The sequence below is a fragment of the Tsuneonella flava genome (assembly GCF_002870965.1).
Lineage (GTDB): Bacteria > Pseudomonadota > Alphaproteobacteria > Sphingomonadales > Sphingomonadaceae > Tsuneonella > Tsuneonella flava.
Genome location: NZ_PHSO01000001.1, coordinates 258,895 through 284,400, shown reverse-complemented (window position 1 = coordinate 284,400; position 25,506 = coordinate 258,895). Strand labels below are relative to the sequence as shown.

Sequence of the window (25,506 nt, the reverse complement as noted above, 5' to 3'; positions counted from 1 at the left end):
GGTCTCACCTTTTCCTTAGAAGCTGAAGCCAGGCTTCACATCGCCGGCATTGGCGGTGCGTTGCTTGTCGCGCTTGCTCTTCTTGCGGTCGCTTTTGGCTTGCTTGCCGCGTGTCTGAGCCTGTTCGGCAGCTCTCAGCGTCGGCAGCATTGCTTCCAGTTGCGAGATTTCCGCGTCAGGTGTCTGCCCGCTGCCATTGCCGAGCGTGGGGCCCGGGCGCTGACCGGCGGCGCCGGATTTGCCGTCATTATCCTGCATCCCGAGGTAGCGTTGCAGTTCGTTGGCGGACTGATATCCATCGGTTGGCAGCTTGATTTCGTTGCCGTTCACCGGATTGACGAGATAGGGGGTGACGATAATCACCAGCTCTGTCTCGCCGTTACGGAACGAGGTCGAACGGAACAGATTGCCAAGGATCGGCACATCGCCCAGACCCGGTGCCTTTTCGAGAGAGTTCTGTGCGTTAGTGCTCATCAGGCCAGCGATCATGAAGCTTTGGCCCGAACCCAGTTCAATGGTGGTTTCGGCGCGGCGCACGGTCAGCGCCGGGATCTGGAACCCGCCCAATGTCACAGCGCCCTGGCTCGACAGTTCCGACACTTCAGGGCGAACCCGCAGCGAAATGCGTCCGTTGGCGAGAACCGTTGGTGTGTAAGCAAGGCTGACGCCGTATTTACGATATTCGACCGATGTCGAACCCAGACCCTGACTGATCGGGATCGGGAATTCGCCACCGGCCAGGAAGTCCGCGGTTTCACCCGACAGTGCGGTCAGGTTAGGCTGCGATAGCGTGGTGACCAGACCGACTCGCTCTGCCAGATCGAGCGCCCCGATAATGTCGAGACCGAACAGGCGGCCTGCGGCACCCAGCGTTGATCCGCCTGTGATCGGCTTGATCGAGGAACCGTCCACTTGGATCATCTTGGTCGGATCGGTCGGATCGGGAACGGTTATCTTGACCGATTGGCCCATGCCCAGCGTCTGACCGGGGCCGGCATATTGATTGGGGGAGAAGCCTTCACGCCCGCGACCGATACCGAACTGGAAACCGTCGGTGCTGTCGATGGTCTTCAGGTTCACGCCCAGTTCGCGCACCAGCGAGCGGCTGACTTCTGCGAACTTGACCTGCAGGTTGACCTGCAACGGCGTTGCGGTTTTCAGGCGGCTGATGACATTGGCTTTATCGCCGACGAATGCCTGCACCAGCCGTTCGGCCTCCGCTGCATCTTCGGGTGCGGCGACTGTGCCGGTCAGCAGAAATGTTTCCGTCCCCATAGTGGCAACCGAAATCTTGGCCTCTGGCATGGCCAGCGCCAGCATCTGATCGACGCTGTCGATGTTCGATCCTACCCGTATGTCGGCAGACCAGATCACATCGCCTGCTTTGTTGCTGGCATATACAGTGGTCACACCGCCGGATTTGCCGAACAGGTACAGCTGGCGGGCGGATTTGATCTGTACGTCCGCAATGCTGTCGTTCGCGACAAATACATCGGACATAGTGCCCGGAATATTGATCAGTTCCCCCCGTCCGATCGACAGGTTGATGCTGCGGCTGGGCGATACAGTGCTCTGTGCCTCGGCAGGTGCAGCGGGCAGGCCCACCAGCGGGAGCGCGGCGGCACCGGCAATCAGCAGAGAAGAAATAAGGCGGCGTTTCATAGCTTTGCCCCTCGTGTGAAATCCGAAACCGGGAATGGAATGCGTGGCGTTCATCGTGCAATCCTTATGGATAGGCGCCCAGCGTGCCGGCGACTGCCTGCCCGCCGTTGCCCATGGCTTCGGCCTGAGTATCGATCACCTGACCGGTGCTGCGCGAGATCGTCACGCTCGAAGTATTCTTGCCGCGAGTAACCCGGACTGACGGTCCCGATGGGCGCTGCACCACGGTGGTGGTTGTGCCGTTCCCATTCTGCACCATCATCTGGTTCGGATCGGGCCTTGCGGCGGGCATCGTGCGGCGCTGGAAGCGCGACACGTCACCGCCGGTCTGATACGTCGACGGGCCATCGCTGGGCGAGCTGGCTGCTTTCGCCAGCAGACGTTCTTCTTCCTGCGGCGTGGCGTTGTCCGGAATTTTGACTTTGCCCGACGCGATTGCCGAGTCGAGTTCAGACTGATTGTCAGCGATCGAGCGCAGAGACAGGCTGATTGTGCCGATGGTCTGCGCGACGGCGACCTTTTCCGCGATCTTGGGCGTTACTTCCAGCGTGACGGTGCGAAACCCTTTGACCTGTGTTTTCCCATCGACAGTGTCTTGCGTGGTCGACTGGTCGGTGGCCAGCACGCGCAGGTTACGCAAAATGGTTTCCGATGCCTTCAGGCTGCTGCCTTCACCGTCACCTTTGACTGTCTGTGTGAGCACCAGATCGACCCGGTCACCGGGGAATACGAAGCCTGCGACGCCGGTATTGTCGGATACCGGGACAGTGACGGCCCGCATTCCCGGCCCAAGTGCGGCAGCGAGAAAACCACGGTCGCCGGGTTTTACCAGCGAACCCTGTGTGACGGGCTCACCAGCGGTGATCGGGAACCGGACGACAGTGCCGAGCAGTTTGGAAACGTCGGATTCGCCATCGATGAAATAGGCATCCTTGACGAGTTCCTTCGGCCATTGCTGGAAACCGATGGCATCTGCAGTGACGATCGTGCCCGTGGGCAGCACACGCTGCGCGACGAGCACCTTCGGCCCGGTCGGTGTTTTGGCGGCGGCCTCTGCCTGCGGTGCAGGTGCCCCCGCGAACATGCTGCGCGCCATCAGAGCGGTCGCAATCGCGATCACCAGAGCACCAACGAGCAAAACCAGCTTTTTACTGTCCATGGCTATTATAGCCCCCTCATGACCAACGCCCTGAAATGTGGGCGGGTATATTTTCGATCATTAAGACTCGAATGGTTAAAATCAGGTTCAACTTGCCAGGGCAGATTGGGCGATCGGCAGGTAGTGAGCGCTGAGCACCCACAGGCCCGCAGCGGAAATCGCGACACCATATGGAATGGCCAGCCGATCCCGCTGGCGGCGCGCGATATGCCAAGCACCCATTGCCAGCGTGAGAGCTCCGCCAAGCAGCGCCATCATGATAAGCAGTTTGAGGAACCACGTCGGCTCGATCCACAGCGCCAGCGCGGTCAGCAATTTCACATCGCCGCCGCCCATCCATTTCAGCGCAAACAGCACAGAAAGAACGGCAAATGTGGCGATCGCGATGCCAATCTGCGTGGCGACTTCGGGCCATAGCGTCAGGCCGCCGGCCCACCAGAATAATGGCGCGCCCAGCGCAATCGTGGCGTTCAGCCAGTTGCCGATTTTGCGGCTGCGCCAATCGGTGAACGCAGCAATCAGCAGTGCGATTGCCAATGCTGCCAGCAGTCCGTAGTGAATGTATTCCGTAAGCATCGAAGCCCCCAAGGTTCCCCGTCGAGGGTCGTTGCTACAGGCGAGTGCTTACCAAATAGTAACCAAGATCGGAGGGATGCGATTAGCCAGTTCGATAAAGCACGATCGGGCCGCTCCGGTGCCGGTAAAGCGTTTGATCGCCGTGCGATCCCCGCGGACGCGAAGGAAAGCGTGTGGCATACTGCCGATGGCCACGCGGTTCGGCGGATCGACTGGGCGCAGCCCGGCACAGGCGATGCCGCTCCGCGCGGTTCCATCCTGTTCATGCCGGGGCGGGGCGACTTTTACGAAAAGTACCTCGAAACGCTGGCTCACTGGCATGACATGGGCTGGCACGTCACTGCTTCGGACTGGCGCGGGCAAGCGGGTTCCGGTCGGTTAGGCAAAGATGCGGTCACTGGCCATATCGACGATTTCGGCACATGGATTGCTGATCTTGGGGTGCTGTGGGATCGCTGGTGTGCGGAAACGCCGGGGCCGCATCTGCTGGCCGGGCATTCGATGGGTGGGCATTTGGTCTTGCGCGCGGTGGCGGACAAGCGGGTGGCGCCCGATGGGCTGGTGCTGTCGGCACCGATGCTGGGTTTCATCGGGCCGTTGCCAGTCGGTGTAATGCATGTTGCGGCCCGCCTGATGAAATCGCTGGGCGATGCACGGCGGCCTGCATGGAAATGGAGCGAGAAGCCCGGCGAAGTGCCGCAAGGGCGCGAACTGCTGCTGACTCACGACCGCGAACGCTATGCCGATGAAATATGGTGGCGTGAACAGCGGCCCGAACTGGTGATGGGACCGGGTAGCTGGGGTTGGGTCGAGCGGGGATATGCCTCCATGCGGCGGTTGTATGCGCCCGGCGTGCTGGAAAGCGTGACCACTTCGACTATCGTTGTGGCGACGACAGCAGACAAGCTGGTCGATTTTGGAGCAATCGAAACTGCCGCCGCACGAATGCCGCACTGTCAGCTGGTCGTGTTTGGCGACGAGGCAAGCCACGAACTATTGCGTGAAGCCGACCCTGTGCGCGACAGAGCGCTTGGCGCAATCGACTCATTTCTCGACGGGATCGCAACAGGGCAGTGAACGAAGACATCTACGATATCGCAGTGGTCGGGGCCGGAATGGCCGGGGCCAGCATCGCGGCGGAACTGGCGCAACTCGGTGGCGGGGCGATTGTGATGCTGGAGGCGGAGGATCGTCCGGGTTATCACACCACGGGCCGTTCGGCGGCATTCTGGGAAGAATGCTATGGCGGGCCCGAGATCGTGCCACTCACTCTGCCATCGGGCACATGGTTGCGCGAACACGGGTTTCTGACGCCGCGCGGTGCGCTCTATATTGGCAGAGCGGAAGACAGCGCGGCGATGGATGCATTCGTGGCGCGCTTTGCCAACAGTGGCGTTTCTATCGAACGTCTCGACCGTGCGAGCATCGAGCGGCACCTGCCCGGCTTGCGCCCCGAATGGTGCATGGCTTTGTGGGAAGAAGCATGCGCCGATATCGACGTGGCGGGGGTGCATCAGCATTACCTCGCCGCAGCCCGACAGGGCGGAGTGGAGCAGCGTAACCGCGCCCGCGTTTCGCAAGCACAGAGGGTCAGCGACTTGTGGCACATTACCACCGAGCACGGCGATACATTGCGCGCGCGCATTCTGGTGAATGCCGCCGGGGCGTGGGCGGATAATGTGGCCCGGATGGCCGGTGCCGCCGCATTGGATATCCAGCCATTGCGGCGCACTGTGGTACAGCTTCGCACAGACCCGCTTCTGCCGGTCGATCTGCCGCTGGTGCTCGACATTTCCGGCCAGTTCTATTTCAAGCCCGAAAGCGGCCGTTTGTGGCTGAGCCCGCATGACGAAGAACCGTCGCCCCCATGCGATGCCGCCCCGGAAGAACTGGCGGTGGCGCAGGCCATCGACCGGTTCGAACACGTGGTTGACTGGCGGGTGCTGGGGGTGGATCGCAAATGGGCGGGCTTACGCAGTTTTGCTCCCGATCGCGCCCCGGTCTATGGCTTCGATCCCACAATGCCGGGTTTTTTCTGGTTCGCGGGGCAGGGGGGATTTGGCATCCAGACGGCACCGGCAGCGGCCCGGCTGGGCGCGCAACTGTTGCTGGGTGCTGAGCGGGACGAACTGACTCAGGCGATCGACGCGGCGTTATACGATCCGGCGCGGTTCGTACTGGACTCTCGTTAACCAGAAGCTAGGCTGCCGATTGAACTTAACCTGTAAAGGAGGTGGCCAGATGGCGCATCATTTTAAGATTAAGAAGAATAAGGCTGGCGAATTCGTAGCTTACTTCATGTACAATGCCGAGCCGATTTTCTGGACCGAAGGCTACAGCTCGAAGGCGAATGCCAAGAACGCCATCGAATCGATCAAGAAAAATGGCCCGGATGCAGAAACCGTAGACGAAAGCTGATCGGCGCTCTCTTCCATTAAAGGGAGAGAGGGGGCCGGTCGCGTGCTACCTTGCGGGCTGAGTGGCGGGCACTGTTCCGTCTCCGCAAATCCCCGATTTCAAACCCTCTCCCCCGTTTGTGGGAGAGGGTTTTTTATTCGCCTGCTGCGGCCTTTTCCGCCGCGATAACAGCTAGTTGATCCACGCGTTCATTTTCGGGGTGGCCCGAATGCCCGCGGATCCAGTTCCATTCGATCTGGTGCGATTTGGTCGCGGCAATCAGTTCGTGCCACAAATCCTTATTACGGACGGGCTGCTTGCTGGCATTGATCCAGCCGCGCTTCTGCCAGCCATCGACCCATTTGGTGATCCCGTCGATCACATATTTGCTGTCGGAATAGAGTGAAATCTCGCACGGTTCGATCAACGCTTCCAGCGCGCGGATTACGGCGGTCATTTCCATGCGGTTGTTGGTCGTATCGGCCTCTCCGCCCGACAGTTCCTTCTCATGAGGCCCCATTCGCAACAAAGCGCCCCAGCCGCCCGGGCCGGGATTGCCTTTGCACGCGCCATCGGTGAATATTTCAACGTGTTTCATAGTCGGCTCGGCGTGGCTCAATCTGCTGCCGGATGGAAGGGGTTATCGCCCGCTTCGGCGTAGAAGTGGAGCCGACGAACGTAATCCATCGGATCTTTGCGCGTCACCAGTGCATCGACGGGCGTTTCCAGCCAGTCTTCCGCCCGACTGGCGACGAAGCGCAGACATGCCCCTTGCGCCAGTACCGGCAAGCTCCGCCGTTCCACCGGGTCGAGAGAGCGAACCGACTCATATCCGGCAAGCAAGGCGCGCCCGATGGCCGGATCGAACCGGCCACCACTTTTATCGAAGCTCCACGCCGCGTGTGTGACTGCAATGTCGTAAGCCATTGCATCGGTGCAGGCGAAATAGAAATCGATCATGCCGGTTACGCTGCTGCCACGCATCAACACGTTGTCCGGGAACAGATCGGTATGGCACACCGCCTGTGGCAAGCCTTGCGGCCAGGCAGCGCTCAGTCGTGCGGCATGGTCGATCATCTCGGGCAATGCAGGATCGACTGTCGCCAGCGCATTGCCGCCGCAATGTTGCAACACACGCAGGCTTTCCCCGATGTCGAGTGTGTTGGGGCGTTCCATTGGAAAATCGTGCGCGGCGCGGTGCATTTCAGCCAGCGCGGCACCCACGGCCCGTGCCTGTGCGGGTGTGGGCTGATCCACCGATACGCCCGGCAGGAATTCGATCAGCGCCACCGCCTTGCCATCGATCAACTGATAGGCATCACCGTCGCGACAGTGAATTGTGCGCGGCACAGGCGCGCCGTGGGCAGACAGATGATCGAGCAGGCCGAGGAAGAAAGGCAGATCGTCCAGTTCGATCCGTCGTTCGTACATCGTCAGAATAAATCGTGCGCCCGTACCGTCGGCTCCGGTCGTTTCGATCAGCCAGTTGGAGTTCGAGACTCCTTCCGCGATACCTTTCGCGGAAACAAGTTCGCCCACATCGTAAGTGGCGATCAGAGAGGCGAGATCTTCTGCGCCCAGATGGGTGTAAACAGCCATGAAAGTCTTGCCCGGTTAGCCGACGAGCTGGCGGGGCAGCTTGAAAACCATCTTTTCCTCGGCGGAAACGAGGGTGTGTTCTTCCACTTCGCGCCATTCGGCCAGCCGGTCCACCACTTCGCGTACCAGCGTTTCGGGTGCCGAAGCGCCCGCTGTAAGGCCAACTGTGCCCACGCCATCGAGCCATTCGGGTCGGATGTCGGTTGCTCGCTGGATCAGGTGGGCGTCGGTTCCGCATCGCTTCGCCACTTCGACCAGGCGAAGCGAGTTGGATGAATTGGGTGCACCGATCACCAGAACCAGATCGCTGCCCGGTGCGATCTGTTTGACCGCGGCCTGCCGATTGGATGTGGCGTAGCAGATATCTTCCGCCTTCGGCCCAACGATATGCGGATAGCGTTCCTTCAGCGCTGCCACCACTTTGGCCGTATCGTCGACCGACAGGGTGGTCTGCGTCAGAAACGCAAGCGCCATATCCTGCGGGAACGGCAAGTCTGCCACATCTTCCACCGTTTCGACCAGCGTGATCGAACCATCGGGAACCTGACCCATCGTGCCGATCACTTCAGGGTGGCCGACATGGCCGATAAACACGATATGGCGGCCGGATTCGATCTGGCGTTCGGCCTGACGGTGCACTTTGCTAACCAGGGGACAAGTCGCGTCGAGCCATTCGAGCCCCCGCCGGGTTGCTTCCAACGGGACCGCTTTGGGCACGCCGTGGGCGCTGAACACCACGGGCGCGTCGTCCGGCACTTCGTCCAGTTCTTCGACGAAGATCGCGCCTTTCGCTTTCAGAGCATCGACGACAAATCGGTTGTGGACGATTTCGTGGCGGACATAGACCGGCGCGCCATAACGATCGATCGCCCGTTCGACGATCTCGATCGCCCGATCCACCCCGGCGCAGAAGCCGCGCGGTGCGGCAATCAGCACGGTCAGCGGCTGGCGCATTTGATCGGCGGGCGGATTTTGCAATGGCGCGTTCATCCTCTGGCCCCTAGCGCTTCGGCGTATGCGCCGCTAGGGCGTGTTACGACAGATTGAATTGGGAACGTAACAGACATGATCGCTCGCTATCGCCTCCTGACCATTCTCATGATGGGGGCCGCGCTCGCCGGCTGCAAGCGCGGAGGGGACCTCGTGTTGTCCGACGGTGTCGGGATCACGGCCATCCGTACCCCATGCCCGGCAGTGGGCGTGCCTGATTACACAGGCGATATCACGACATTCCGTAGTGCAGGCGCGCAAACGGCGAACAATATCGATGTCAGCGCTGCGATCACCGATGTCCGGTCCACTTGCGACGAAGCGACCGCCGGGGAAAAGATTTATTCCAATGCCACGTTTCAGGTGGTTGCCAGCCGCACCGATACGCGGGGTGCACGGCAAGTGACTTTGCCCTTCTTCTCTGTCGTGACTCGTGGCGGCAATTCGGTCGTCAGCAAGCGAGTCGGGGAAGTCACGCTCAATTTTGCCGATGGACAGGCCCGCACTCAGGCGACAGCGCAGGCCGGGGCCTTTGTCGATCGTGCAGCCGCTACATTGCCTGCCGAAATTCGCAAGGAAATCGTCAAGCCGCGTAAGGCGGGCGATCCCGATGCCGCAGTCGATCCGCTGTCCACCCCTTCGGTGAAGGCGGCAGTCGAACGGGCGACGTTCGAATTGCTGGTCGGTTTCCAGCTCACGCCGGAACAGCTCGCATACAACGTGCGCCGCTGATCGACTGAAAATTCAGGTCTGCCGACTATCCCTTTTGCGTAAGGACAAGGGGATAGGGCGGCGGCGGTTTTGCTGGGTCGGGCAAGGCGAACCTTGCTCTTTCGGTCATTTCGGCTAGTCGCGCGACCATGTCCGAAGTCCACACACTCCACGCCGCATTCGCCGCGCGTATCGCTGCTGTCCTGTCCGCCCTCGAAATGGAGGGTGCGTTGCCAGCGGGTGTTTCTACCGCGAATGTCACGGTCGAACCGCCGCGCGATCCATCGCATGGCGATCTGGCGACCAACGCCGCGATGGTTCTGGCGAAACAGGCCGCAACCAATCCGCGCGCGCTGGCGGAAAAGATCGTTGAACATCTCAATCGCGAACCTTCGGTCGAAAGTGCGGAGATTGCCGGGCCGGGTTTCATCAACCTGCGGCTGGCCGATTCGGTCTGGCGTGACGAGTTGACGGCGATTGCAGCGCTTGGTCCCGATTACGGTCGCTCGAAAATGGGGCAGGGTACGCGGGTCAACGTCGAATACGTTTCGGCCAACCCCACTGGCCCGATGCACATGGGCCATTGCCGCGGTGCGGTGGTGGGCGATGCGCTGGCTGCATTGCTGGAATACGCCGGGCACGATGTGATCCGCGAATATTACGTCAACGACGCAGGCGGGCAGGTCGATGTGCTCGCGCGGTCGGTTCATCTGCGTTACCGGGAAGCGCTGGGCGAAGATATCGGTGCGATCCCCGAAGGGCTCTATCCCGGCGACTATCTGGTCGAAATCGGCAAAGTGCTGGCCGCCGAATATGGTGATCGGTTTGCTGCCGCTCCCGAAAGTGAATGGCTGGAACTGTTCCGCAAACGCGCGGTCCATGCGATGATGGATATGATCCGCGCCGATCTGGTGCTGCTCGGCATCGAACACGATGTGTTCTCGTCGGAAGCGGAGCTGCAGGCGGCAGGCAAGCCGGAAGAAGCAGAAAAATGGCTGCGCGCGCACGATCTGGTCTACGATGGCCAGCTGGAAGCCCCCAAGGGCAAGACGATCGACGACTGGGAACCGGTCGAACTGCCACTGTTCCGCGCAACCCGGTTTGGCGACGATCAGGATCGCCCGATCAGGAAATCCGACGGCAAATGGACCTACTTCGGAGCCGATCTCGCTTACCACATGCAGAAGGCGGAAACCGCCGATGCCCTGATCGACATCTGGGGCGCGGACCACGCCGGCACCGTCAAGCGGATCAAGGCTGCCGTCGCCGCTCTCGCACAGGGCGAAGGGAAAGAAATTCCCTTTGATGTCAAGCTGGTACAAATGGTTCAGCTCATGCGCGGCGGCGAACCGGTGAAAATGAGCAAACGCTCCGGCACGTTCGTCACCCTGGCCGACGTTGTGCGAGAGGTTGGCAAAGACGTAGTCCGCTTCACGATGCTGACCCGCAAACCTGAGGCCCAGATGGAATTCGATTTCGCCAAGGTGGTGGAAGCGAGCAAGGACAACCCTGTTTTCTATGTCCAGTATGCCCACGCCCGCATCAGCTCCACGCTACGCAAGGCTGCGGGCGAAGGACTGAAACCCGATCCTGCGGCACTCGACCGGTTGGGGGGCGAGGAAATCGCTCTCGTCCGTCTGGCGGCGCAATTTCCGCGGATCGTGGAGGCGGCGGCCAGCGCGCGTGAGCCGCACCGGATTGCGTTCTATCTCTACGATCTGGCGGCTGCGCTCCACGCCTTCTGGAACCTCGGCAATGACGAGCCGGAAAAGCGCTTCATCGTGGCACACGATCCGGCTCTTACTGGCGCGAGGCTTTTCCTTGCGCGCCAGATCGGGCAAGTAGTGCACAATGGCTTGGCACTGCTTGGTGTGCAGGCGGTTGAGGAGATGTGATGATGGCGGGGGGCGATAACGAAGAACGGCCGATCGGTCCCGACGAAGGCAGCGTTGTCGGGAAACCTGAAGAGCTGGCCTTCGCAGACGATAATGAACGGTTGCCCTGGCTCGAATCGGATGAGGATTACGAGGAGGAAGGTGGGGTCGATACCGGCCGTATCGTCGGCTTTGCCCTGCTGGCGCTGTTGGCGTTGGCTGTACTGGTCGGTCTGATCTGGTGGCTCGGCAAACGCGGCCCCGATCCCGAACTGGTCCCCGATGGTTCCACTATCGAGGCACCTGAAGGTGACTACAAGGTCAAGCCTGCGAACCCCGGCGGCCAGACTTTTGAAGGGACTGGCGACATCGCTCCGTCGGTGGGTGAAGGGAAGAAAACCGAAGGCCGCATCGCCACCGATGATTCAGTGAAATCGGCCGCTGGCGCGAAGGAAGATGGCAAGGCTGGCGGCGAAGCGGCAGCGGCGCCTGTCAGCGGACCCGGCGTTCAGGTGGGTGCCTATTCCAGCAAGGCATTGGCAGAGGAGGGCTGGGCAAGCCTGATGCGTCAGACCGATAAACTGAACGGCGTGCGTCACCGCGTGATCGAAGGAAAAGTCGACATCGGCACTATCTATCGCCTGCAGGCGGTGCCGGGCGATCTTGCCGCGGCCAACGCCTTGTGCGCCGCGCTGAAAGCCGATGGTGTGGCCTGCCAGGTGAAGCGCTGAAACAGTAGTGCCCCCTCCCGCCTGTGCAGGAGGGGGTTTCCCACACTGCAGTGAATCGGGCGCTTGCCTTAATCGCCTCTTCCTGCAACGCTTGCTCTTATGACACCCGCGATTTTCGGGATATCCGGCCTCACCCTGACTGCTGACGAGCGCGCCTTTTTCACGCAGGCCGATCCGGCGGGATATGTCCTGTTCGGGCGCAACGTTCAAAACCCATCCCAGCTTCGCGCGCTGACAGACGAATTGCGCGCCATCCACGGGCGGGAAAAGCTGTTTATCGGGATCGATCAGGAAGGGGGCCGGGTGGCCCGAATGCGTCCGCCGGAATGGTCGCCCTTTCCTGCCGGCGCGGCTTTCGATGCGCTGTACGAAATCGCCCCATCATCGGCCATCGCTGCCGCCCGCGCCAACGCGCAGGCGTTGGGCATAGAACTGGCCGAGGCGGGAATCACCGTGGACTTCCACCCACCGCTTGATGTGCGGCAACCCGGCGCGCATGACGTGATCGGTGATCGCGCGCTAGGCAGCGAGCCGATGCGCGTTGCTGCATTGGGCCGCGCCATTCTGGAAGGGCTGGCCGACGCCGGAGTCGCGGGCTGTATCAAACATATGCCCGGGCACGGCCGTAGCCAGTGCGATACGCACAAGGAAATGCCAACGATTACGGCCAGTGAGGCAGAGTTGGAAACCGACATCGCCCCCTTCCGGGCGCTCAACTGGGCGCCGATGGGGATGACCGGGCATCTGCTGTTCACCGCATGGGACGCGGAAAATCCGGCAACGCTTTCGTCCACTGTGATTGAGCGGATTATCCGCGGCAGGATCGGCTTCGATGGCCTGTTGCTCACCGATGATATCGATATGGAAGCGCTCGACGGATCGATCCCCGATCGGTCCGCTCGCGCGATTGTTGCCGGTTGCGATCTGGTGCTCAATTGTTGGGCCAGAATGGATGAGATGGTCGGGATTGCGGAGTGCCTGCCGGAAATAACCTCTCTTGCAGCAGAGCGACTTGATCGTGCACTGGCAGGGGTGGGGCAGGCGCAGGCGGCGGATAAGAGCGCGTTGCTCGCCACGCGGGACGAACTGCTGGCTCTGGCCGAGGTCTCTGTGTGAACGAGGCACGCCTTCCTCTCGACCCGGTTGAAGGTGATGCGGCCGAATGGGGCGGCCCGGCGGCAACGCAAGGCGAAGACACCGCGCTCTATCTTGAACTCGACGGGTGGGAAGGGCCGCTCGATCTGTTGCTCGATCTTGCCCGGCGTCAGAAAGTCGATCTGCGCCAAATCTCGATTCTTGCACTGGTCGATCAGTACCTTGGCTATATCGACCGGGCGGAGGCATTGCGGCTGGAACTGGCGGCCGATTATCTGGTGATGGCAGCCTGGCTCGCTTATCTGAAATCGGCTTTGTTGCTGCCCAAGGAAGAGCAGGAAGACCCAAGCCCGGAAGAACTCGCGCTTCGCTTGCAATTACGGCTTCAGCGACTGGGCGCTATGCGTGAAGCAGCGGCGCGGCTGATGGCTCGCGACCGGCTTGGGCGCGATGTATTCCTGCGTGGTGCACCTGAAGGTTTGCGGACCGATCGCAAAACGACGTGGCAGTGCGACTGGTTCGCGCTGGTCCGCGCTTATGGCGTGGTCAACGCCCGTACCGCACCGGTGGTGCACATGGTGCGCGAACGACCGGTGATGACGCTCGATTCGGCGCTGGAGCGGGTTTCGGCGATGCTCGGTGTAACGCTTGAATGGGTCGAATTGCGCCAGTTCCTTCCACCTCATGCCGAACCGCGACTACGCAAATCGGCGCTTGCCAGCAGCTTTGTCGCCGCGCTGGAACTGGCGCGACTGGGGCGGGCCGAACTGGCGCAGGATGAGACCTTCGGTCCTTTGCGTCTTCGCAGGCCCGCGACGGCATGAGCGAGCGGCCTGCCGACCTTGAGCGCGCTATCGAAGCGACTTTGTTCGCTGCGGAAGAACCGATGACGCCCGAATCGCTCGCCGGGCATCTGGGCGATCTGGCGGTGCCCGATGTGCGGCAGGCGTTGAAGGCACTGGCCGCACGCTACCAAGGGCACGGGGTGCATCTGGTGGAACGCGACCGACGCTGGCATTTCCAGACTGCGCCCGATCTCGCTCATCTTCTGCGCCGCGAACGGGAGCAAGTTCGGCGCTTATCACGCGCAGCGACCGAAGTGCTGGCTATCGTTGCGTATCACGAACCGGTCAGCCGTGCGGAAATCGAATCGATTCGCGGGGTGCAGACTTCGTCCGGTACGCTCGATGTGTTGATGGAGGCGGGCTGGGTCCGTGTGGCGGGCAGGCGCGAAGTGCCGGGCCGCCCGGTAATCTATGCCACGACAGCCGAGTTTCTTGCTCACTTCGGTTTGAGTTCGCGGCGTGATCTGCCGGGTATCGATGAATTGAAAGCGGCGGGATTGCTGGACCCGGTGGACGATGCTTTCGATGCGCTGATGGGGGATGGTGAAGACCGTGTCGAAGAGGATGAAGGCGGGGGCAATTCGCCAGAAACCGATGATAACAAAGCCTGACTGGCACTGACCCTCGAAACCGCCTATATCGCCCTCACAAATCCTCAAACGGAAGAATTGACCCATGCAAGTCGGTGTCTGGCAACTCGTAATTATCGCTCTCGTTATTCTCGTGCTGTTCGGGCGCGGGCGCATTTCCGAAATGATGGGGGATTTCGGTAAAGGTATCAACAGCTTCAAGCAGGGTATGAGCGAGGGTGAAAAAGGCGGAAAGGGCGAAACGCACAAGCTGGAGGGGCCGCAACACGAAGCAAAACCTGCATCGCAAGCCGCCGCCGATCCCAAGCCCGCAGAAAAATCCGACTCCTGAGACTGCGATAAAAGGGCAGGTCGCCCATTATGTTCGATATCGGCTGGTCCGAGATATTGTTGATTGTGATCGTGGCGGTGGTCGTCATCGGTCCCAGGGAACTGCCAGCCGCTCTGCGTACAGCGGGTCGGTGGATCGGGCAGATGCGCCGTGTTTCCAACCATTTTCGTGCTGGAGTGGATGCGATGATCCGCGAAGCAGAGATGGAAGAAATGGAAAAGAAATGGGCTGAACAGAATGCCCGCATCATGGCCGAACACCCCAATGCCGATCTTGGTGAGCATGAGATGACATCGCTGCCCGACCAGAAGGCGGAAGAGCTTGGGCCGGAAAATCTGGCCAGCGCCGCAGAAGGTAAACCCAAACCGACAGCATCCGACAAGCCGGAAAACCTGTTGCCGGAAAAGAAATCGGGTAACGAGCCCGAATTGCCGCTGGGCTGATTGCACGATGGCCTTCAAAATCAGCGATATCGATGACACACAGAGCCCGCTGCTCGATCATCTGGTCGAGTTGCGCACCCGGCTTTTGCGGTCGATTGCTGCGTTGCTGGTGGCTTTCGCCATCTGTTTTTACTTTGCCGACGATATCTTTGGCTTCCTCGTTCGACCGCTGACGGAGGCGTTCCCAGCAGGACAAGGCAGGCTGGTCTATACCAAGCTCTACGAAGCGTTTTTTACTGAAATCAAAGTAGCGCTGTTCGCGGCGTTTTTCCTCGCCTTCCCAATTATCGCCAACCAGATGTGGGCTTTCGTCGCGCCGGGTTTGTATGCGAAGGAAAAGAAGGCATTTCTGCCGTTCCTGATTGCGACTCCGATCCTGTTCACGATGGGGGCAAGCCTCGCCTATTTCGTGGTCATGCCGATGGCGTTCCGCTGGTTTCTCGGCTTTCAAGGAATGAGTGGCGGACTGAAGCAGGAAGCTCTTCCCGCGATGGGTGACTACCTCAGCCTGGTGATGCAATTCATCTTTGCCTTCGGGGCGAGTTTTCTGTTGCCGGTCTTGCTTATGTTGCTCAATCGGGCAGGTATTGTCACGCGCCAGCAACTGTCGAAAGCGCGGCGTTATGTCATCGTCGGCATCGCAATTGTCGCTGCGGTCATTACTCCGCCAGATATCATCAGCCAATTGATGCTTGGCATTCCTTTGCTCGGCCTGTTCGAAATCTCATTGCTGCTGATGTGGCGCGGCGAAAAGAAAGCAGCGAAAGAACAGGCGCGGCAGGCGGCTGGTGCAACAGAGGCAGAAGCGGATAGCGCCAGCCCGACCGCTTCCGAGTGACGATCAGCCGCACATGATCCGTTCGATAACGTAGTTGTCGTCATACCCGATGTTGAGCCGATCCTGCTGGTAATCCATTGTCATGGCTGTCCGCGGGGGCAGCCATCGCAGCGTGCGTGAACCGGTCTGCTCGATTAAACGCGCAGCGAGTTTAGCAGTCGCCTTTGCGCCCACGTTCGATTGCACACTGCTGGCATCGCACCTTTCGGCGGTTGCAGCAGGGGTGGTGTCATCCGTTGTGTAGGTCGTCGCGCAGCCGCCCAGCAGCATCGCAGAGGCAGCACCACTGCAAATCCCGGCCAACTTCAGCATGATCGATCTCCCTAATTTGAACAGCGTTTATATGTGAATCGGCTGCTGGCGGATTCGTCAGCGTCGGTGCGGAGCAGAGTTTCTCCGCCATCGCGAAGCTGAAATGTAACGTCCCGGTTCCAGTTCATACCTTCACCCGAGAATGCAAACTGCGCGTCAAGTTTGTCGTCTGATGATGAATTGATATCTGAAATCTGTCCGACGGATTCATAAAATGTAATCGTGGTCGGCGAAACGATCATGAGCCCTTTGGCATCGCTTCGCCCCTTTTTGCAATCGGCAGGCACCAGCCCCCAGCGACCACGCATCGAGACGGGAATTCCTTGTTCGGGGATCCCTTGCTGGGAGTGAGGGAGGCTTGCCGAGGGGGTGGGCGTAGCAGACGAACCGGACAAGCTGCCTGTAGGGCTCTTTTCGTTGCCGGTATTGCCTTGGTTCGGTTCGCTTCGACCACAGGCCGCGAGGGTTAGCAACAGGATCGTGATAGTTGGCAAATAGCGCATGGAGCTCTCGGTATTGTGATCGATTGAGCCATTAATGCCCTAATAGGCAGACCTTTCCTACCAGCCATACTTATGGTGGTTTCTTTGCGCCCGTTCATGCGATATTTGTCTGCAGAGGTAGAAAGTACAAATTCTGCCAATGTCAGCCCAATGCGCTCTTAGCATTCGCAGGAGCGTAAGCAACGTCGGCGTCGAAAAGATCGCATGATGCCATCGAACTCGTATTGACCAATCACAGCATATCGTAGAAAGCGGCGCCCGCGTTGCGACGGGGGTGTGGAAAGAGCGCCAACCGATTTCGCAAGCTGTGCGGGTGTAGCTCAATGGTAGAGCAGCAGCTTCCCAAGCTGACGACGAGGGTTCGATTCCCTTCACCCGCTCCACCGCCGCCTTCTCAAAATATCCCGAAAATGCCGCTAAGGCCTCGTAAACACGATGGTTTCGGGCTACGCGTAGTCCTGCATTTGCCCGGTTAGTCTCCCCAAATTTTGGGGCCTTTTCCGACAACTACACACGCATTCTTGTGAAACGCGCTCCGACTATTTCGCCTCCAGATGGAATCGGCATTGGCGACTGCTGCCGTCTGGCGCGTGTCGGCTCACGCCAACATGGCAGGTTTCCGAGGGGCCAAGTTCATCTCCTTCTTAAACAGTCCGTGGTTCTTTCTTCCGCGCTGCGAAGTAGCTGGTCCGGGAGTATGCTGCTGAAGCGCAGGTGCCATCTCTTTGGGACTAAAATCGTTTGAATGTGATCGCGACGCTCGGCCCTCTGCTCGGTAACAATTCAGCGCCGCATGATGGGCAAGATGAGACCGTGCCGAACCTTGAATAGGTCAGCTCTCGATTGGATGATCCGCGGTGCCGTCCGAATGTCGCCAGCATATCAGGTACTCGGTTGCGCGCTCCCGCGAGAAATTCGCAGGCAAGTCCAGCGCAGACAACATTCCCCGCCCGATCAGCGATGCGCTCAGTCCGGCCATCACGATAATCGCAATGACTTTTGGCAGTGCCTCAGGTGTAAGGAGGCTCCCTGCGGCCGTAGTCTCGCTGAGTTCGGCAGGCACTTTGCCGAGACGCTCATACATCGTTTCCAGCTGATCGTTGCCTTGTGCGGCAAGCCAGCCAATTAGCCGACCGATGCCCTGGCTTTCGAATCTATCGAATACCAGATCGACCAGGTCGCCTTCGGTGATGACACCGGCGCGCAACCTGTTCGTCCCTTCGCGCACGGCGGTTAGCATGTCGGCAATCAGTGTATCGGCGAGCGCGGCCTGGAGGTTAGCCGCCGATCCGAAATGATGGGCGATGTTGCCATGCGCCATGTTCAGCGCCGCTGCCACACTTTGCAAGGTGACCGCATCCGGACCACCTGCAACGAGCAGTTGGCGGGCCGCTGCGATCGCTTCGGTCCGGACCTCATCCGGCTGGCGGCGTCGTCGGCGCGTCGAATCGAACGCTATTGTCATTGATTGCAATAGGAGATAGGAACGCCCTATTGTCAATGATGCTGATGGCTTTGGGTGATGTACGAGGATTGTAAGTTTACCCACCCTCCCATTTGCGCTTTCGGCGTTGGAGAGCAGTGTCTCGTTCCGTGAACCGATCTGGCGTTAAGCACTGGCTCGACGCTGCGATTCTTCTGATTGCGGCTTTGCCTCTGGGCGCAAAGGCGCAGGACATGTCTGCCCCGCAAGAGAACCCGCAGGAGATAACCTTCAATGCCGCACTTTCGCGGCTTGATGCGACATCGCCTGACCTGGCCGCAGGGGATCACTCGGTACGCGCGAGCGAGCTGATCGCCGATGCGACCCGCACTCTGCGGCGGCCGACAGTGACTGCTTCGGCCAGTTTCATTACATATCAGAAGACGCTGGGGGTCGACCTTAGCGGCGCGCGCGGCAATGCCGAGAATGCCGCGACCGAATTCCTGACCGAATTGCCCGGCCAGTTTCCGTCAGGTCTCCAGCAGATCGTTGGGGAGGTGACTCAGCGCATTGGCGCGGCTCTGCCGGGGATTTTCGGCAAGATTCCCGACACGTTCCAATTCCAGACGCGCGATACTGTGTTTCGCCCAACGCTCACAGCAGCAATGCCGATCTACACCGGCGGTGCGATCGGCGCAATTCAGGATGGCGCAGATGCCGCGGTCGGCGCTGCTCGCGCCAAGCAGGCTGGCGGGCGAGATCTGTCGCGGGTCAATCTCATTCGCACTTATTTCGGTCAACAGGTGGCCGTGCAGTTAACCCGCTCGACGCGCGAGACGCTGCAGAGTTTCGATCGCCACCTGTCCGATGCGATCAAGCTCGAACAAAATGGGTTTATTCCGCGCGCTCGGGTGCTGCAGGTACAGGTGGCACATGATGCGGCGCAGCGGGCGTACGAGCGTGCCCGGCTCGAGGAAGCCTCCGCGACCGATGCGCTGGCACGATTGCTCGACCACCCCGGCGACATTTCTGCTGTTACACCGCTGTTCGTCAGGTCCACACCGCTTCCGCCTGTTGAAACTTTTCTCGCCAGCGTCGATTCCACACCCATGGTTCGCGGCAGTGATGCGGCCTATGGTATCGCCAGCGCCGGCGTCGACCTGGCGAAATCCCGCTACCGGCCGCAGGCGTTCGCCTTCGGCAGTTACAACGCCAATCGCGACAACGCGTTGCCGGTCGATCCGGACTGGATTGCGGGCGTCACTTTGCGCTTTACACTGATGTCCAATTTCGACCGGCGCAAAACGCTCGAAGCGGCTCAGGAGCGCGAGCTTGCCGCGGCCGACACTGCCGCCCAGGCTCGCAAGGATGTCACTGGACAGATCGTTCGCGCCTGGAACCTTGTCGAAACCGCAAGGCGATCCTTCCTGCTGCTCGACAGCAATCTCGCTGCTGCACACGAGAACCTGCGTGTGCAGCGACTGTCCTTTGCGGCAGGCGAGGCGCCATCATCTGCACTGGTCGATGCCGAAGCTGTCCTGGCGACAACGAAGACGCAGAGGATCGCCGCGGCTTACGAGTATGATCTGGCGCTGGCGGGCCTGCTCGCCGCCAGTCACCGGGTCGGCGACTTCAGCACTTTTCTGGCGCAAGCCGACCGACGCTTGGAGGAATACAAGTGAACGACGTTTCGGCTGCACCGGCATCGCGCCGTAAACGCATCATCGTAATCGCAGGCATCGCTATTGTTCTCGCCGTGGTGATAGTCGGTCTTTGGCTTGCAAGCAGACCAGCTTCCCAGCAGCTTCAGGGAATGGTGGACGCCGAAGAAGTGAATGTCGCGACCAAGGCATTGGCGCGGGTCGAACGTCTGATGGCCGAAGAAGGTGAGCGGGTGGAGGCGGGGGCTGTGCTCGCCACGCTATCGAGCCCGGAGATCGCCGGCGCTCAGGCGCAAGCTCAGGGGGCGCTGGATGCGGCGCGCGCGATCGCGTCCGCGACGGAAGAGGGCCCACGGGAAGAGGATATCGCGACGTTACGATCCGCCTGGCAGGCGGCCCAGGCAGCCGCCGATCTGGCGGCTGTGACAAGCCGCCGTACCGACAGTCTTTATGCTGAGGGCGTCGTTGCGGCACAGCGCCGCGATGAGGCTGCGGCGGCACGCGATAGCAGCGCACGCACTGCTGAGGCTGCGCGCCAGCAATATCAGAAAGCTCTGGCGGGGGCCCGTCGCCAAAGTAAGGCCGCCGCCAACGCGCAGGTCCGGATCGCACAAGCAGGCGCGCAGACTGCCAATGCAATGGAACGTGAAACCCGCCTTGTTTCGCCCATTGCAGGAGAGGTTGCGCGCAAGCTCGTTCAGCCCGGTGAAGTCGTCAGCCCGGTCATCCCCGCCTACCAGGTGATTGACATCGACCATCCCTGGGTCTCGCTCAATCTGCGCGAGGATCAATATCGCAGCCTTTCGATGGGTAAGGTTGTTCGCGGCCACATTTCCGCGCTTGATCGCGATGCTGACTTTCGGGTTTATTTCATCTCACCGCGCGGCGATTTCGCGACGTGGCGGGCGACACGCGAGGCATCGGGGTACGACGTCCGCACGTTCGAGGTCCGGCTGCGACCGGTAAAACGGATTGCCAGGCTTCGTCCGGGGATGAGTGTTCTTTTCGACTGGCCGCAATGAGTGCGTTCGGGCGGGCGCTGACGCTTGAACTGCGTCACCTGCGCCACGATCGGTGGGATTTGATTGGACTGTTCGTCGTACCCGGCATCCTGCTAGCGCTGATGGCCGGAATGTTGTGGCAAGGGACGATGCACAAGCTTCCGCTGGCAATCGTCGACAGCGATGGCACCAGTGCGAGCCGGACGATGATCCGTGCGCTGGATGCTTCACCGATGATCCGGATCGAAGGCTCCTACCCAAGCGAGATCGACGCCGTGCGCGCGATGCGAAGCGGCGAGGCAATGGCTCTCGTCCATCTGCCGCCCGGGCTCGGCGAGGGGCTCGCCCGCGATCGCGAGCCAGTGGTCCGCATCCTCTACAACGCCAGCTTCCTGTCGACTGGTCGCCAGATTTCAAGCGCCGCGGAAGCCGCTATGCAGACGGCCGCAGTTCAGATTCTTGCCGACGAGCTAGCGAACCACACCTTGTTGTCCTCACGCACTCGCAGGCTGGCGGTAGAGGCGACTGCCGTGGGCAACGCATCGGGCAGCTATGAGTGGTTCCTCGGGCTGCTGATTTATCCATCGGTGCTGCATCTGGTTGCCGCGTGCGCGACCGCGATGGCTTTGGGGCGGGAGCTTCGCGACGGATCACTGGGCGTTTGGGCTCGATCCACCGGCGGGATCGCGTCGGCTCTGGCGGGCAAGATGTTGCCCTATGTCACAGTCGTCAGCCTGTGGGGCGTCGCCTGGATGCTGTGGCTGACTTTGGCGTGCGGTTGGCGATTTGAAGGAAGCATAGCCCTCGTTGCCTTTGCTCAGGTGCTACTATACGCGGCAACAGCGGCGATTTCCGCGCTCCTGATCGCCATCACGCGCGTTACCGCAGCGACGTTATCGGCCAGTATCGTTTATGCGGGTTCGGCACTCGCCTATTCCGGTGCAACGCTTCCGCTTAATGGTGGCAGCATCTTCGCTCGCGTCTGGAGCAATGTGCTGCCATTGCCTCACTACCTTGATCTTCAGATGGGGCAGGTGACTGACCGGACCATCACGATGGCAGGCGCTATCATACCGACGACAGCACTTGCCGCCTATCTCGTCATAGCTGGCGGCGGTGCGGTAGCGCTCATCGCTGTAGTGGCGCGCCGCTTATGACCATTGGTGAAGCATTTCTGGCGACGTGGCGGGCTATCTTCAGATCGCGGGAACTGCTCGCGACAACCTTACTCGCAGTGTTGCTATACTCCTTCTATTATCCTGCGCCTTACGCGCAGCAAACGTCGCAGGAGCTGCCACTTGTCGTCGTTGATCAGGACGATAGCGCGCTGAGCCGCGCCATGGTGCGCGAACTCGATGCAACGCGCGCGATACGTGTGGTGTCTGTCGAGGCGAATATGCTGGCTGCTCGAGCCACCATGAACGCAGGTGAGGCAGATGGCGTGATCCTGATTTCGGACGGGCTTGAGCGACAGCTACGCACGGGCTCTCCCGGATCGGGGGTCGGTATCTGGGTGAATGCCACCTACCTTGTTCGTGCGAGCGCGATCCGCGATGCGGTTACCGCCGTCATACAAAATCTGATTGAGGAGCATCTGCCGCCGGTTGGCCAGGTGACGCGCGTCGGCCCTCCGATCGCGATCGTTAGCGAGCCGCTGTTTAACCGGACGGGTGGTTATAAAAACTATGTATTTCCGGCAGTTGCTGTCGTCATCATCCAGCAGACGTTACTGCTGGGTGCCGCTAGCTACATGGCAGGACGACGCCGCGAGCGAAACTGGCGGATGGGGCTCAGAGAGTATTTGGGGGTGCTAACAGCCTTCAGTTCGGCGGGCGCCTTGACCTGTCTGTTTCTATTTGGATTGATGTTCTGGGTTCAGGGGGTTCCGGTGGGCGGAAATATTGGCGGGATGATCGCCATCACGCCTTTGTTCGTAGTCTGCGTTGCCGCTCTGGGCCTGGGAGTTGGCAGCTTTTTCGATCGGTTCGAGCGAGCAATGGCCATCTTGGCGCCTGCATCGGTGCCGTTCTTCTTTCTGACCGGCGCCGCCTGGCCGCTCGATCAGATGCCGCGCTTCGTCGCCGCCATTGCTTGGTTGATACCGTCGACGGCGGGCTTGCATACCTTTGTTCCGCTCAACCAGATGGGAGCTTCGCTCTATGAGGTCAGAGGTGCGGCCGGGATACTGCTGGCCCTGGCTGCGGTATTCGTGATTCTCGCGGGCAAACGGATCGTATCTCGCACTCCTGCTTCCGGTTGATCCGTTCTGCCTCGGTCTGGCGAGGCGTTTTCTACGGTTGAGGAGAAAATCTGAACGGTCGGTCCCGCCCGTGTCCGGACCGATCATTGATGTGCCCGCCATCGAGGCGGCAATTGACCCGCTGTTTGCATACAGATTCGCGTCGCGGATCACCGATGCACGCCAGATCTCCCGCCCCTTCCGTGATTTTTGTCTGAATCGGAAGTAATCTACAGTACATTTTATGAATTTAATCGTACATTTGAACGATATAACTTGCATCAGAAATTAGCTGATTTATCCCGTGCTCAGCGGTTTGACAGAGAGAAATTGCTTACATGAGCAATCAAAGGCCGCAGCAAAACGTCGATCAATAGCGGCGGATTTTGAGGGAGGATGAAATAGTGCGAAGGTATGTTCGTTCGCTTACAGCGGTGACGGCGTTGACATTGCCAACCGTTTGCTGGGCTCAGGCTACACCCGATACTGCGAGCCAGGATAAACCGTCACAAGAAATCGTTGTAACAGCACAGAAGCGTAGTGAATCGCTTCAAGATGTTCCCATCAGTATCAACGTTGTGAGCGGTAAGGCGTTGGAGACTGCCGGTGTCGCGAACATAACGGGTATCACCAAGCTGGTGCCCGCAGTACGTTTCGATAACTCCGGGCCTTATTCCCAGCCGACTATCCGCGGTGTGGGCAGTGCCCTGGCCGGGCCTGGCCTCAGTCCGAACGTCGCAACCTATATTGACGGTTTCTATCAGGCGAACCCGATTTCGAACAACAGCGACCTGATGGATGTGACCTCCATCCAGGTGCTCAAGGGGCCGCAAGGCACTCTGTTCGGTCGGAATGCCACGGGCGGCGCGATTGTCATCACGACAGAGGAACCTAGCCAGGACTTTAGCCTCAAGGGGAACTTCAGCTATGGCAGGTTCAACCAGGCGCGTGCGGGATTGCTCGTATCCGGTGGGTTGAGCGATAACCTTACCGCCAGCCTTGGCATGAACTATCGACATGACGATGGGTTCGTCACGAACCTGGTGACGGGGAACAAGGACAGCAAGTCCGACCGTTTCACAGCGCGCGCGAAGTTGGTTTTCACGCCGACCGACACGACGAAGTTCACCCTTATCGGTAAAGTGGAAGAGATCGACGATCCGTCGGCCTATTCGATGTCGGCGTATCAAGGAGAGACGACCGGTGTTCTTTTCCCTGACACCATCATCGCCACCCGACGCGGTGAAATTTCCAACGATGTGCCCGGAGTAAACCGCGTACATTCGCAGTTTCTCGGGTTGAAGAGTGAGTTTGATCTGGGCGGAGTTTCGTTGACATCGTTGACTGGCTGGCGTCGGGATCGGGCCCGTGAAAACTATGATATCGACGCTTCGTCGGCGCCGGTGCTTGCTGCTTTCTGGAATCAGAACGACGATGTTTTCACTCAGGAATTCAATCTGAATTCCGATCCGTCGAGCAAACTACAATGGGTTGTCGGCGCAAACTATTTCTATAACAAATCCGACAATCCCAATTTTGCCATCGCTACCGGGGGTAGCGGACTGATTCCGACGTTCTTCTCGCGCGTTTATACCCACTCCCTGGCGTTTTTCGCTGACGCGACTTATCCGGTGCTGCCCAATCTCTACCTGACTATCGGTGGACGCTATTCGCATGACTATATCCGCGAAGCGTTTGGCACGGCTCCCAGCTTCACGGAGGACGGTGCCACTGACGAGCGGGACGCTTTCAAGCCGCGTGGCGTACTTCGCTATGAATTCGCGCCCCGTACCAATGTTTATTTCTCAGTCAGTCAGGGCAACAAGGCAGCGGTGTTCAACGCCAATGGCCAGGACAAAAACGTAGTCAAGCCAGAGAACATCACCGCATATGAGCTTGGCTTCAAAACTGCATCCGGTTCATGGAACTTCGAAACGGCTGGCTTCTATTACGATTACAAGGATCTTCAGGTTGCATCCTTCGTGGGAACGGCAACTCGGGTTCTCAACGCGGCCAATGCGCGAATTTATGGTTTCGAGGCGCATGCATCCGGCGCTTTGAACGATCATTTCCGCATTGACCTTGGGGCAGCCTATGTGGACGGCCAGTACCGCAATTTCGAAAAGGCTACCCGCTATACATATGGGCCTACAACCGGGGTAGTGGTCAGTGCTGGCGATGCGTCGGGCAATGTGATGCAGCGTACCCCTAAATTCAGCGGCAACGCGATGCTGACCTACGATACTCCGTTGGCAGACGGCAATCTGGAGCTGTCGGGGAGCGTGACGTACCAGTCGAAGATTTACTTCGATTTCTTCGAGGACACCAAGCAAAATGGATATGCGCTGGTCGACTTGAGGGCGGCCTGGACTGCGCCGAGCGAGGCGTGGACCATCGCGGTATATGGGCGGAACATCACCGACCAGACCTACCTTTCCAGCGTACTGGCCAATGCAGTGAGTATCGCTCAACTGTACGGGCAGCCTGCGACTTATGGTGCGGAGTTGCAATTCCGCTTTTGATGAT

26 protein-coding genes and 1 tRNA gene are annotated in these 25,506 nt (G+C 59.8%); 18 read left to right on the top strand and 9 right to left on the bottom strand.

Annotated features, from left to right (window positions below; all coding sequences use genetic code 11):
• Nucleotides 1-15: 15 nt before the first annotated feature.
• From CV013_RS01320 to CV013_RS01310, 3 genes are all read right to left on the bottom strand, one after another.
• On the bottom strand, nucleotides 16-1,662 hold the full coding sequence (locus tag CV013_RS01320; RefSeq protein WP_102153458.1) for a type II and III secretion system protein family protein: 1,647 nt from the start codon (nucleotides 1,660-1,662) through the stop codon (nucleotides 16-18).
• A 64-nt stretch (nucleotides 1,663-1,726) separates the two neighbouring features.
• On the bottom strand, nucleotides 1,727-2,821 hold the full coding sequence (cpaB, locus tag CV013_RS01315; protein ID WP_102153457.1) for a Flp pilus assembly protein CpaB: 1,095 nt from the start codon (nucleotides 2,819-2,821) through the stop codon (nucleotides 1,727-1,729).
• A gap of 87 nt (nucleotides 2,822-2,908) precedes the next feature.
• Nucleotides 2,909-3,397 carry an A24 family peptidase gene (locus CV013_RS01310; protein ID WP_102153561.1) on the bottom strand — a complete coding sequence of 163 codons (489 nt, stop codon included), beginning with the start codon at nucleotides 3,395-3,397 and terminating at the stop codon, nucleotides 2,909-2,911.
• A gap of 171 nt (nucleotides 3,398-3,568) precedes the next feature.
• Here CV013_RS01310 and CV013_RS01305 point away from each other — a divergent pair, with 171 nt between their 5' ends.
• The 3 genes from CV013_RS01305 to CV013_RS01295 are packed head-to-tail and all read left to right on the top strand — an operon-like array spanning nucleotide 3,569 to nucleotide 5,815.
• Nucleotides 3,569-4,474, top strand: a complete 906-nt coding sequence (locus CV013_RS01305; RefSeq protein ID WP_223805355.1) for an alpha/beta fold hydrolase — start codon at nucleotides 3,569-3,571, stop codon at nucleotides 4,472-4,474.
• Entirely contained in the window at nucleotides 4,471-5,589 is a 1,119-nt protein-coding gene (locus tag CV013_RS01300; RefSeq protein WP_102153456.1) for an NAD(P)/FAD-dependent oxidoreductase, read from the top strand. Before CV013_RS01305 ends, CV013_RS01300 begins: the two co-directional genes overlap by 4 nt.
• A 49-nt stretch (nucleotides 5,590-5,638) precedes the next feature.
• Nucleotides 5,639-5,815, top strand: a complete 177-nt coding sequence (locus CV013_RS01295; RefSeq protein ID WP_102153455.1) for a YegP family protein — start codon at nucleotides 5,639-5,641, stop codon at nucleotides 5,813-5,815.
• Between the two features lie 133 nt (nucleotides 5,816-5,948).
• Here the strand turns inward: CV013_RS01295 and rnhA are convergent, their stop codons facing one another.
• Genes rnhA through ispH form a run of 3 tightly spaced genes read right to left on the bottom strand, consistent with a single transcriptional unit; the run spans nucleotide 5,949 to nucleotide 8,383 of the window.
• Complete coding sequence (gene rnhA / locus CV013_RS01290; RefSeq protein ID WP_102153454.1) at nucleotides 5,949-6,392, bottom strand: ribonuclease HI; 444 nt, start codon at nucleotides 6,390-6,392, stop codon at nucleotides 5,949-5,951.
• Between the two features lie 17 nt (nucleotides 6,393-6,409).
• Complete coding sequence (locus CV013_RS01285) at nucleotides 6,410-7,393, bottom strand: homoserine kinase (protein ID WP_102153453.1); 984 nt, start codon at nucleotides 7,391-7,393, stop codon at nucleotides 6,410-6,412.
• Between the two features lie 15 nt (nucleotides 7,394-7,408).
• Nucleotides 7,409-8,383 (bottom strand): 4-hydroxy-3-methylbut-2-enyl diphosphate reductase, encoded by a 975-nt coding sequence (gene ispH / locus CV013_RS01280; protein WP_102153452.1) that lies wholly within the window; start codon nucleotides 8,381-8,383, stop codon nucleotides 7,409-7,411.
• A 75-nt stretch (nucleotides 8,384-8,458) separates the two neighbouring features.
• On the opposite strand from ispH, the gene CV013_RS01275 reads away from it, so the two are divergent.
• The 9 genes from CV013_RS01275 (at nucleotide 8,459) to tatC (ending at nucleotide 15,841) form a co-directional block, all read left to right on the top strand.
• The gene (locus tag CV013_RS01275; protein WP_102153451.1) at nucleotides 8,459-9,115 is read left to right on the top strand and encodes a hypothetical protein; all 657 of its coding nucleotides are present in this window, start codon (nucleotides 8,459-8,461) and stop codon (nucleotides 9,113-9,115) included.
• A 128-nt stretch (nucleotides 9,116-9,243) separates the two neighbouring features.
• The gene (gene argS, locus CV013_RS01270) at nucleotides 9,244-10,989 is read left to right on the top strand and encodes an arginine--tRNA ligase (RefSeq protein ID WP_102153450.1); all 1,746 of its coding nucleotides are present in this window, start codon (nucleotides 9,244-9,246) and stop codon (nucleotides 10,987-10,989) included.
• A gap of 2 nt (nucleotides 10,990-10,991) precedes the next feature.
• Nucleotides 10,992-11,699, top strand: coding sequence for an SPOR domain-containing protein (locus CV013_RS01265; protein WP_190276565.1), 708 nt, complete (start codon nucleotides 10,992-10,994; stop codon nucleotides 11,697-11,699).
• Nucleotides 11,700-11,798: 99 nt separating this feature from the next.
• Nucleotides 11,799-12,815, top strand: coding sequence for a beta-N-acetylhexosaminidase (nagZ, locus tag CV013_RS01260; protein WP_102153448.1), 1,017 nt, complete (start codon nucleotides 11,799-11,801; stop codon nucleotides 12,813-12,815).
• Nucleotides 12,812-13,618: a segregation and condensation protein A gene (locus tag CV013_RS01255; protein ID WP_102153447.1), complete on the top strand. Its 807-nt coding sequence runs from the start codon at nucleotides 12,812-12,814 to the stop codon at nucleotides 13,616-13,618. Before nagZ ends, CV013_RS01255 begins: the two co-directional genes overlap by 4 nt.
• Nucleotides 13,615-14,250 (top strand): SMC-Scp complex subunit ScpB, encoded by a 636-nt coding sequence (gene scpB, locus CV013_RS01250; protein ID WP_102153446.1) that lies wholly within the window; start codon nucleotides 13,615-13,617, stop codon nucleotides 14,248-14,250. Before CV013_RS01255 ends, scpB begins: the two co-directional genes overlap by 4 nt.
• A 64-nt stretch (nucleotides 14,251-14,314) precedes the next feature.
• The gene (gene tatA, locus CV013_RS01245; RefSeq protein ID WP_102153445.1) at nucleotides 14,315-14,560 is read left to right on the top strand and encodes a twin-arginine translocase TatA/TatE family subunit; all 246 of its coding nucleotides are present in this window, start codon (nucleotides 14,315-14,317) and stop codon (nucleotides 14,558-14,560) included.
• Between the two features lie 29 nt (nucleotides 14,561-14,589).
• The gene (tatB, locus tag CV013_RS01240; RefSeq protein WP_102153444.1) at nucleotides 14,590-15,003 is read left to right on the top strand and encodes a Sec-independent protein translocase protein TatB; all 414 of its coding nucleotides are present in this window, start codon (nucleotides 14,590-14,592) and stop codon (nucleotides 15,001-15,003) included.
• Nucleotides 15,004-15,010: 7 nt separating this feature from the next.
• Nucleotides 15,011-15,841: a twin-arginine translocase subunit TatC gene (gene tatC / locus CV013_RS01235; protein ID WP_102153443.1), complete on the top strand. Its 831-nt coding sequence runs from the start codon at nucleotides 15,011-15,013 to the stop codon at nucleotides 15,839-15,841.
• A gap of 3 nt (nucleotides 15,842-15,844) precedes the next feature.
• Here the strand turns inward: tatC and CV013_RS01230 are convergent, their stop codons facing one another.
• Together CV013_RS01230 and CV013_RS15610 are read right to left on the bottom strand one after the other, a co-directional pair.
• Entirely contained in the window at nucleotides 15,845-16,153 is a 309-nt protein-coding gene (locus tag CV013_RS01230) for an I78 family peptidase inhibitor (RefSeq protein ID WP_102153442.1), read from the bottom strand.
• Between the two features lie 11 nt (nucleotides 16,154-16,164).
• Entirely contained in the window at nucleotides 16,165-16,656 is a 492-nt protein-coding gene (locus CV013_RS15610) for a hypothetical protein (RefSeq protein WP_198591816.1), read from the bottom strand.
• A gap of 309 nt (nucleotides 16,657-16,965) precedes the next feature.
• Here CV013_RS15610 and CV013_RS01220 point away from each other — a divergent pair.
• Nucleotides 16,966-17,039: transfer RNA gene (locus tag CV013_RS01220), tRNA-Gly, on the top strand.
• 449 nt (nucleotides 17,040-17,488) lie between these two features.
• On the opposite strand, the gene CV013_RS01215 is transcribed toward CV013_RS01220, so the two are convergent.
• Nucleotides 17,489-18,121 (bottom strand): TetR/AcrR family transcriptional regulator, encoded by a 633-nt coding sequence (locus CV013_RS01215; protein WP_102153440.1) that lies wholly within the window; start codon nucleotides 18,119-18,121, stop codon nucleotides 17,489-17,491.
• 128 nt (nucleotides 18,122-18,249) lie between these two features.
• Here CV013_RS01215 and CV013_RS01210 point away from each other — a divergent pair, with 128 nt between their 5' ends.
• The 5 genes from CV013_RS01210 to CV013_RS01190 all read left to right on the top strand — a co-directional run bounded on the left by CV013_RS01210 (nucleotide 18,250) and on the right by CV013_RS01190 (nucleotide 25,502).
• On the top strand, nucleotides 18,250-19,761 hold the full coding sequence (locus CV013_RS01210) for a TolC family protein (RefSeq protein ID WP_223805356.1): 1,512 nt from the start codon (nucleotides 18,250-18,252) through the stop codon (nucleotides 19,759-19,761).
• Nucleotides 19,758-20,762, top strand: coding sequence for an HlyD family secretion protein (locus tag CV013_RS01205; RefSeq protein WP_190276554.1), 1,005 nt, complete (start codon nucleotides 19,758-19,760; stop codon nucleotides 20,760-20,762). The genes CV013_RS01210 and CV013_RS01205 overlap by 4 nt, the downstream gene beginning before the upstream one ends.
• The gene (locus CV013_RS01200) at nucleotides 20,759-21,898 is read left to right on the top strand and encodes an ABC transporter permease (protein WP_102153439.1); all 1,140 of its coding nucleotides are present in this window, start codon (nucleotides 20,759-20,761) and stop codon (nucleotides 21,896-21,898) included. The genes CV013_RS01205 and CV013_RS01200 overlap by 4 nt, the downstream gene beginning before the upstream one ends.
• Nucleotides 21,895-23,001: an ABC transporter permease gene (locus CV013_RS01195; protein ID WP_102153438.1), complete on the top strand. Its 1,107-nt coding sequence runs from the start codon at nucleotides 21,895-21,897 to the stop codon at nucleotides 22,999-23,001. Before CV013_RS01200 ends, CV013_RS01195 begins: the two co-directional genes overlap by 4 nt.
• A 365-nt stretch (nucleotides 23,002-23,366) precedes the next feature.
• Entirely contained in the window at nucleotides 23,367-25,502 is a 2,136-nt protein-coding gene (locus tag CV013_RS01190) for a TonB-dependent receptor (RefSeq protein ID WP_102153437.1), read from the top strand.
• The last annotated feature ends 4 nt before the right edge of the window (nucleotides 25,503-25,506 follow it).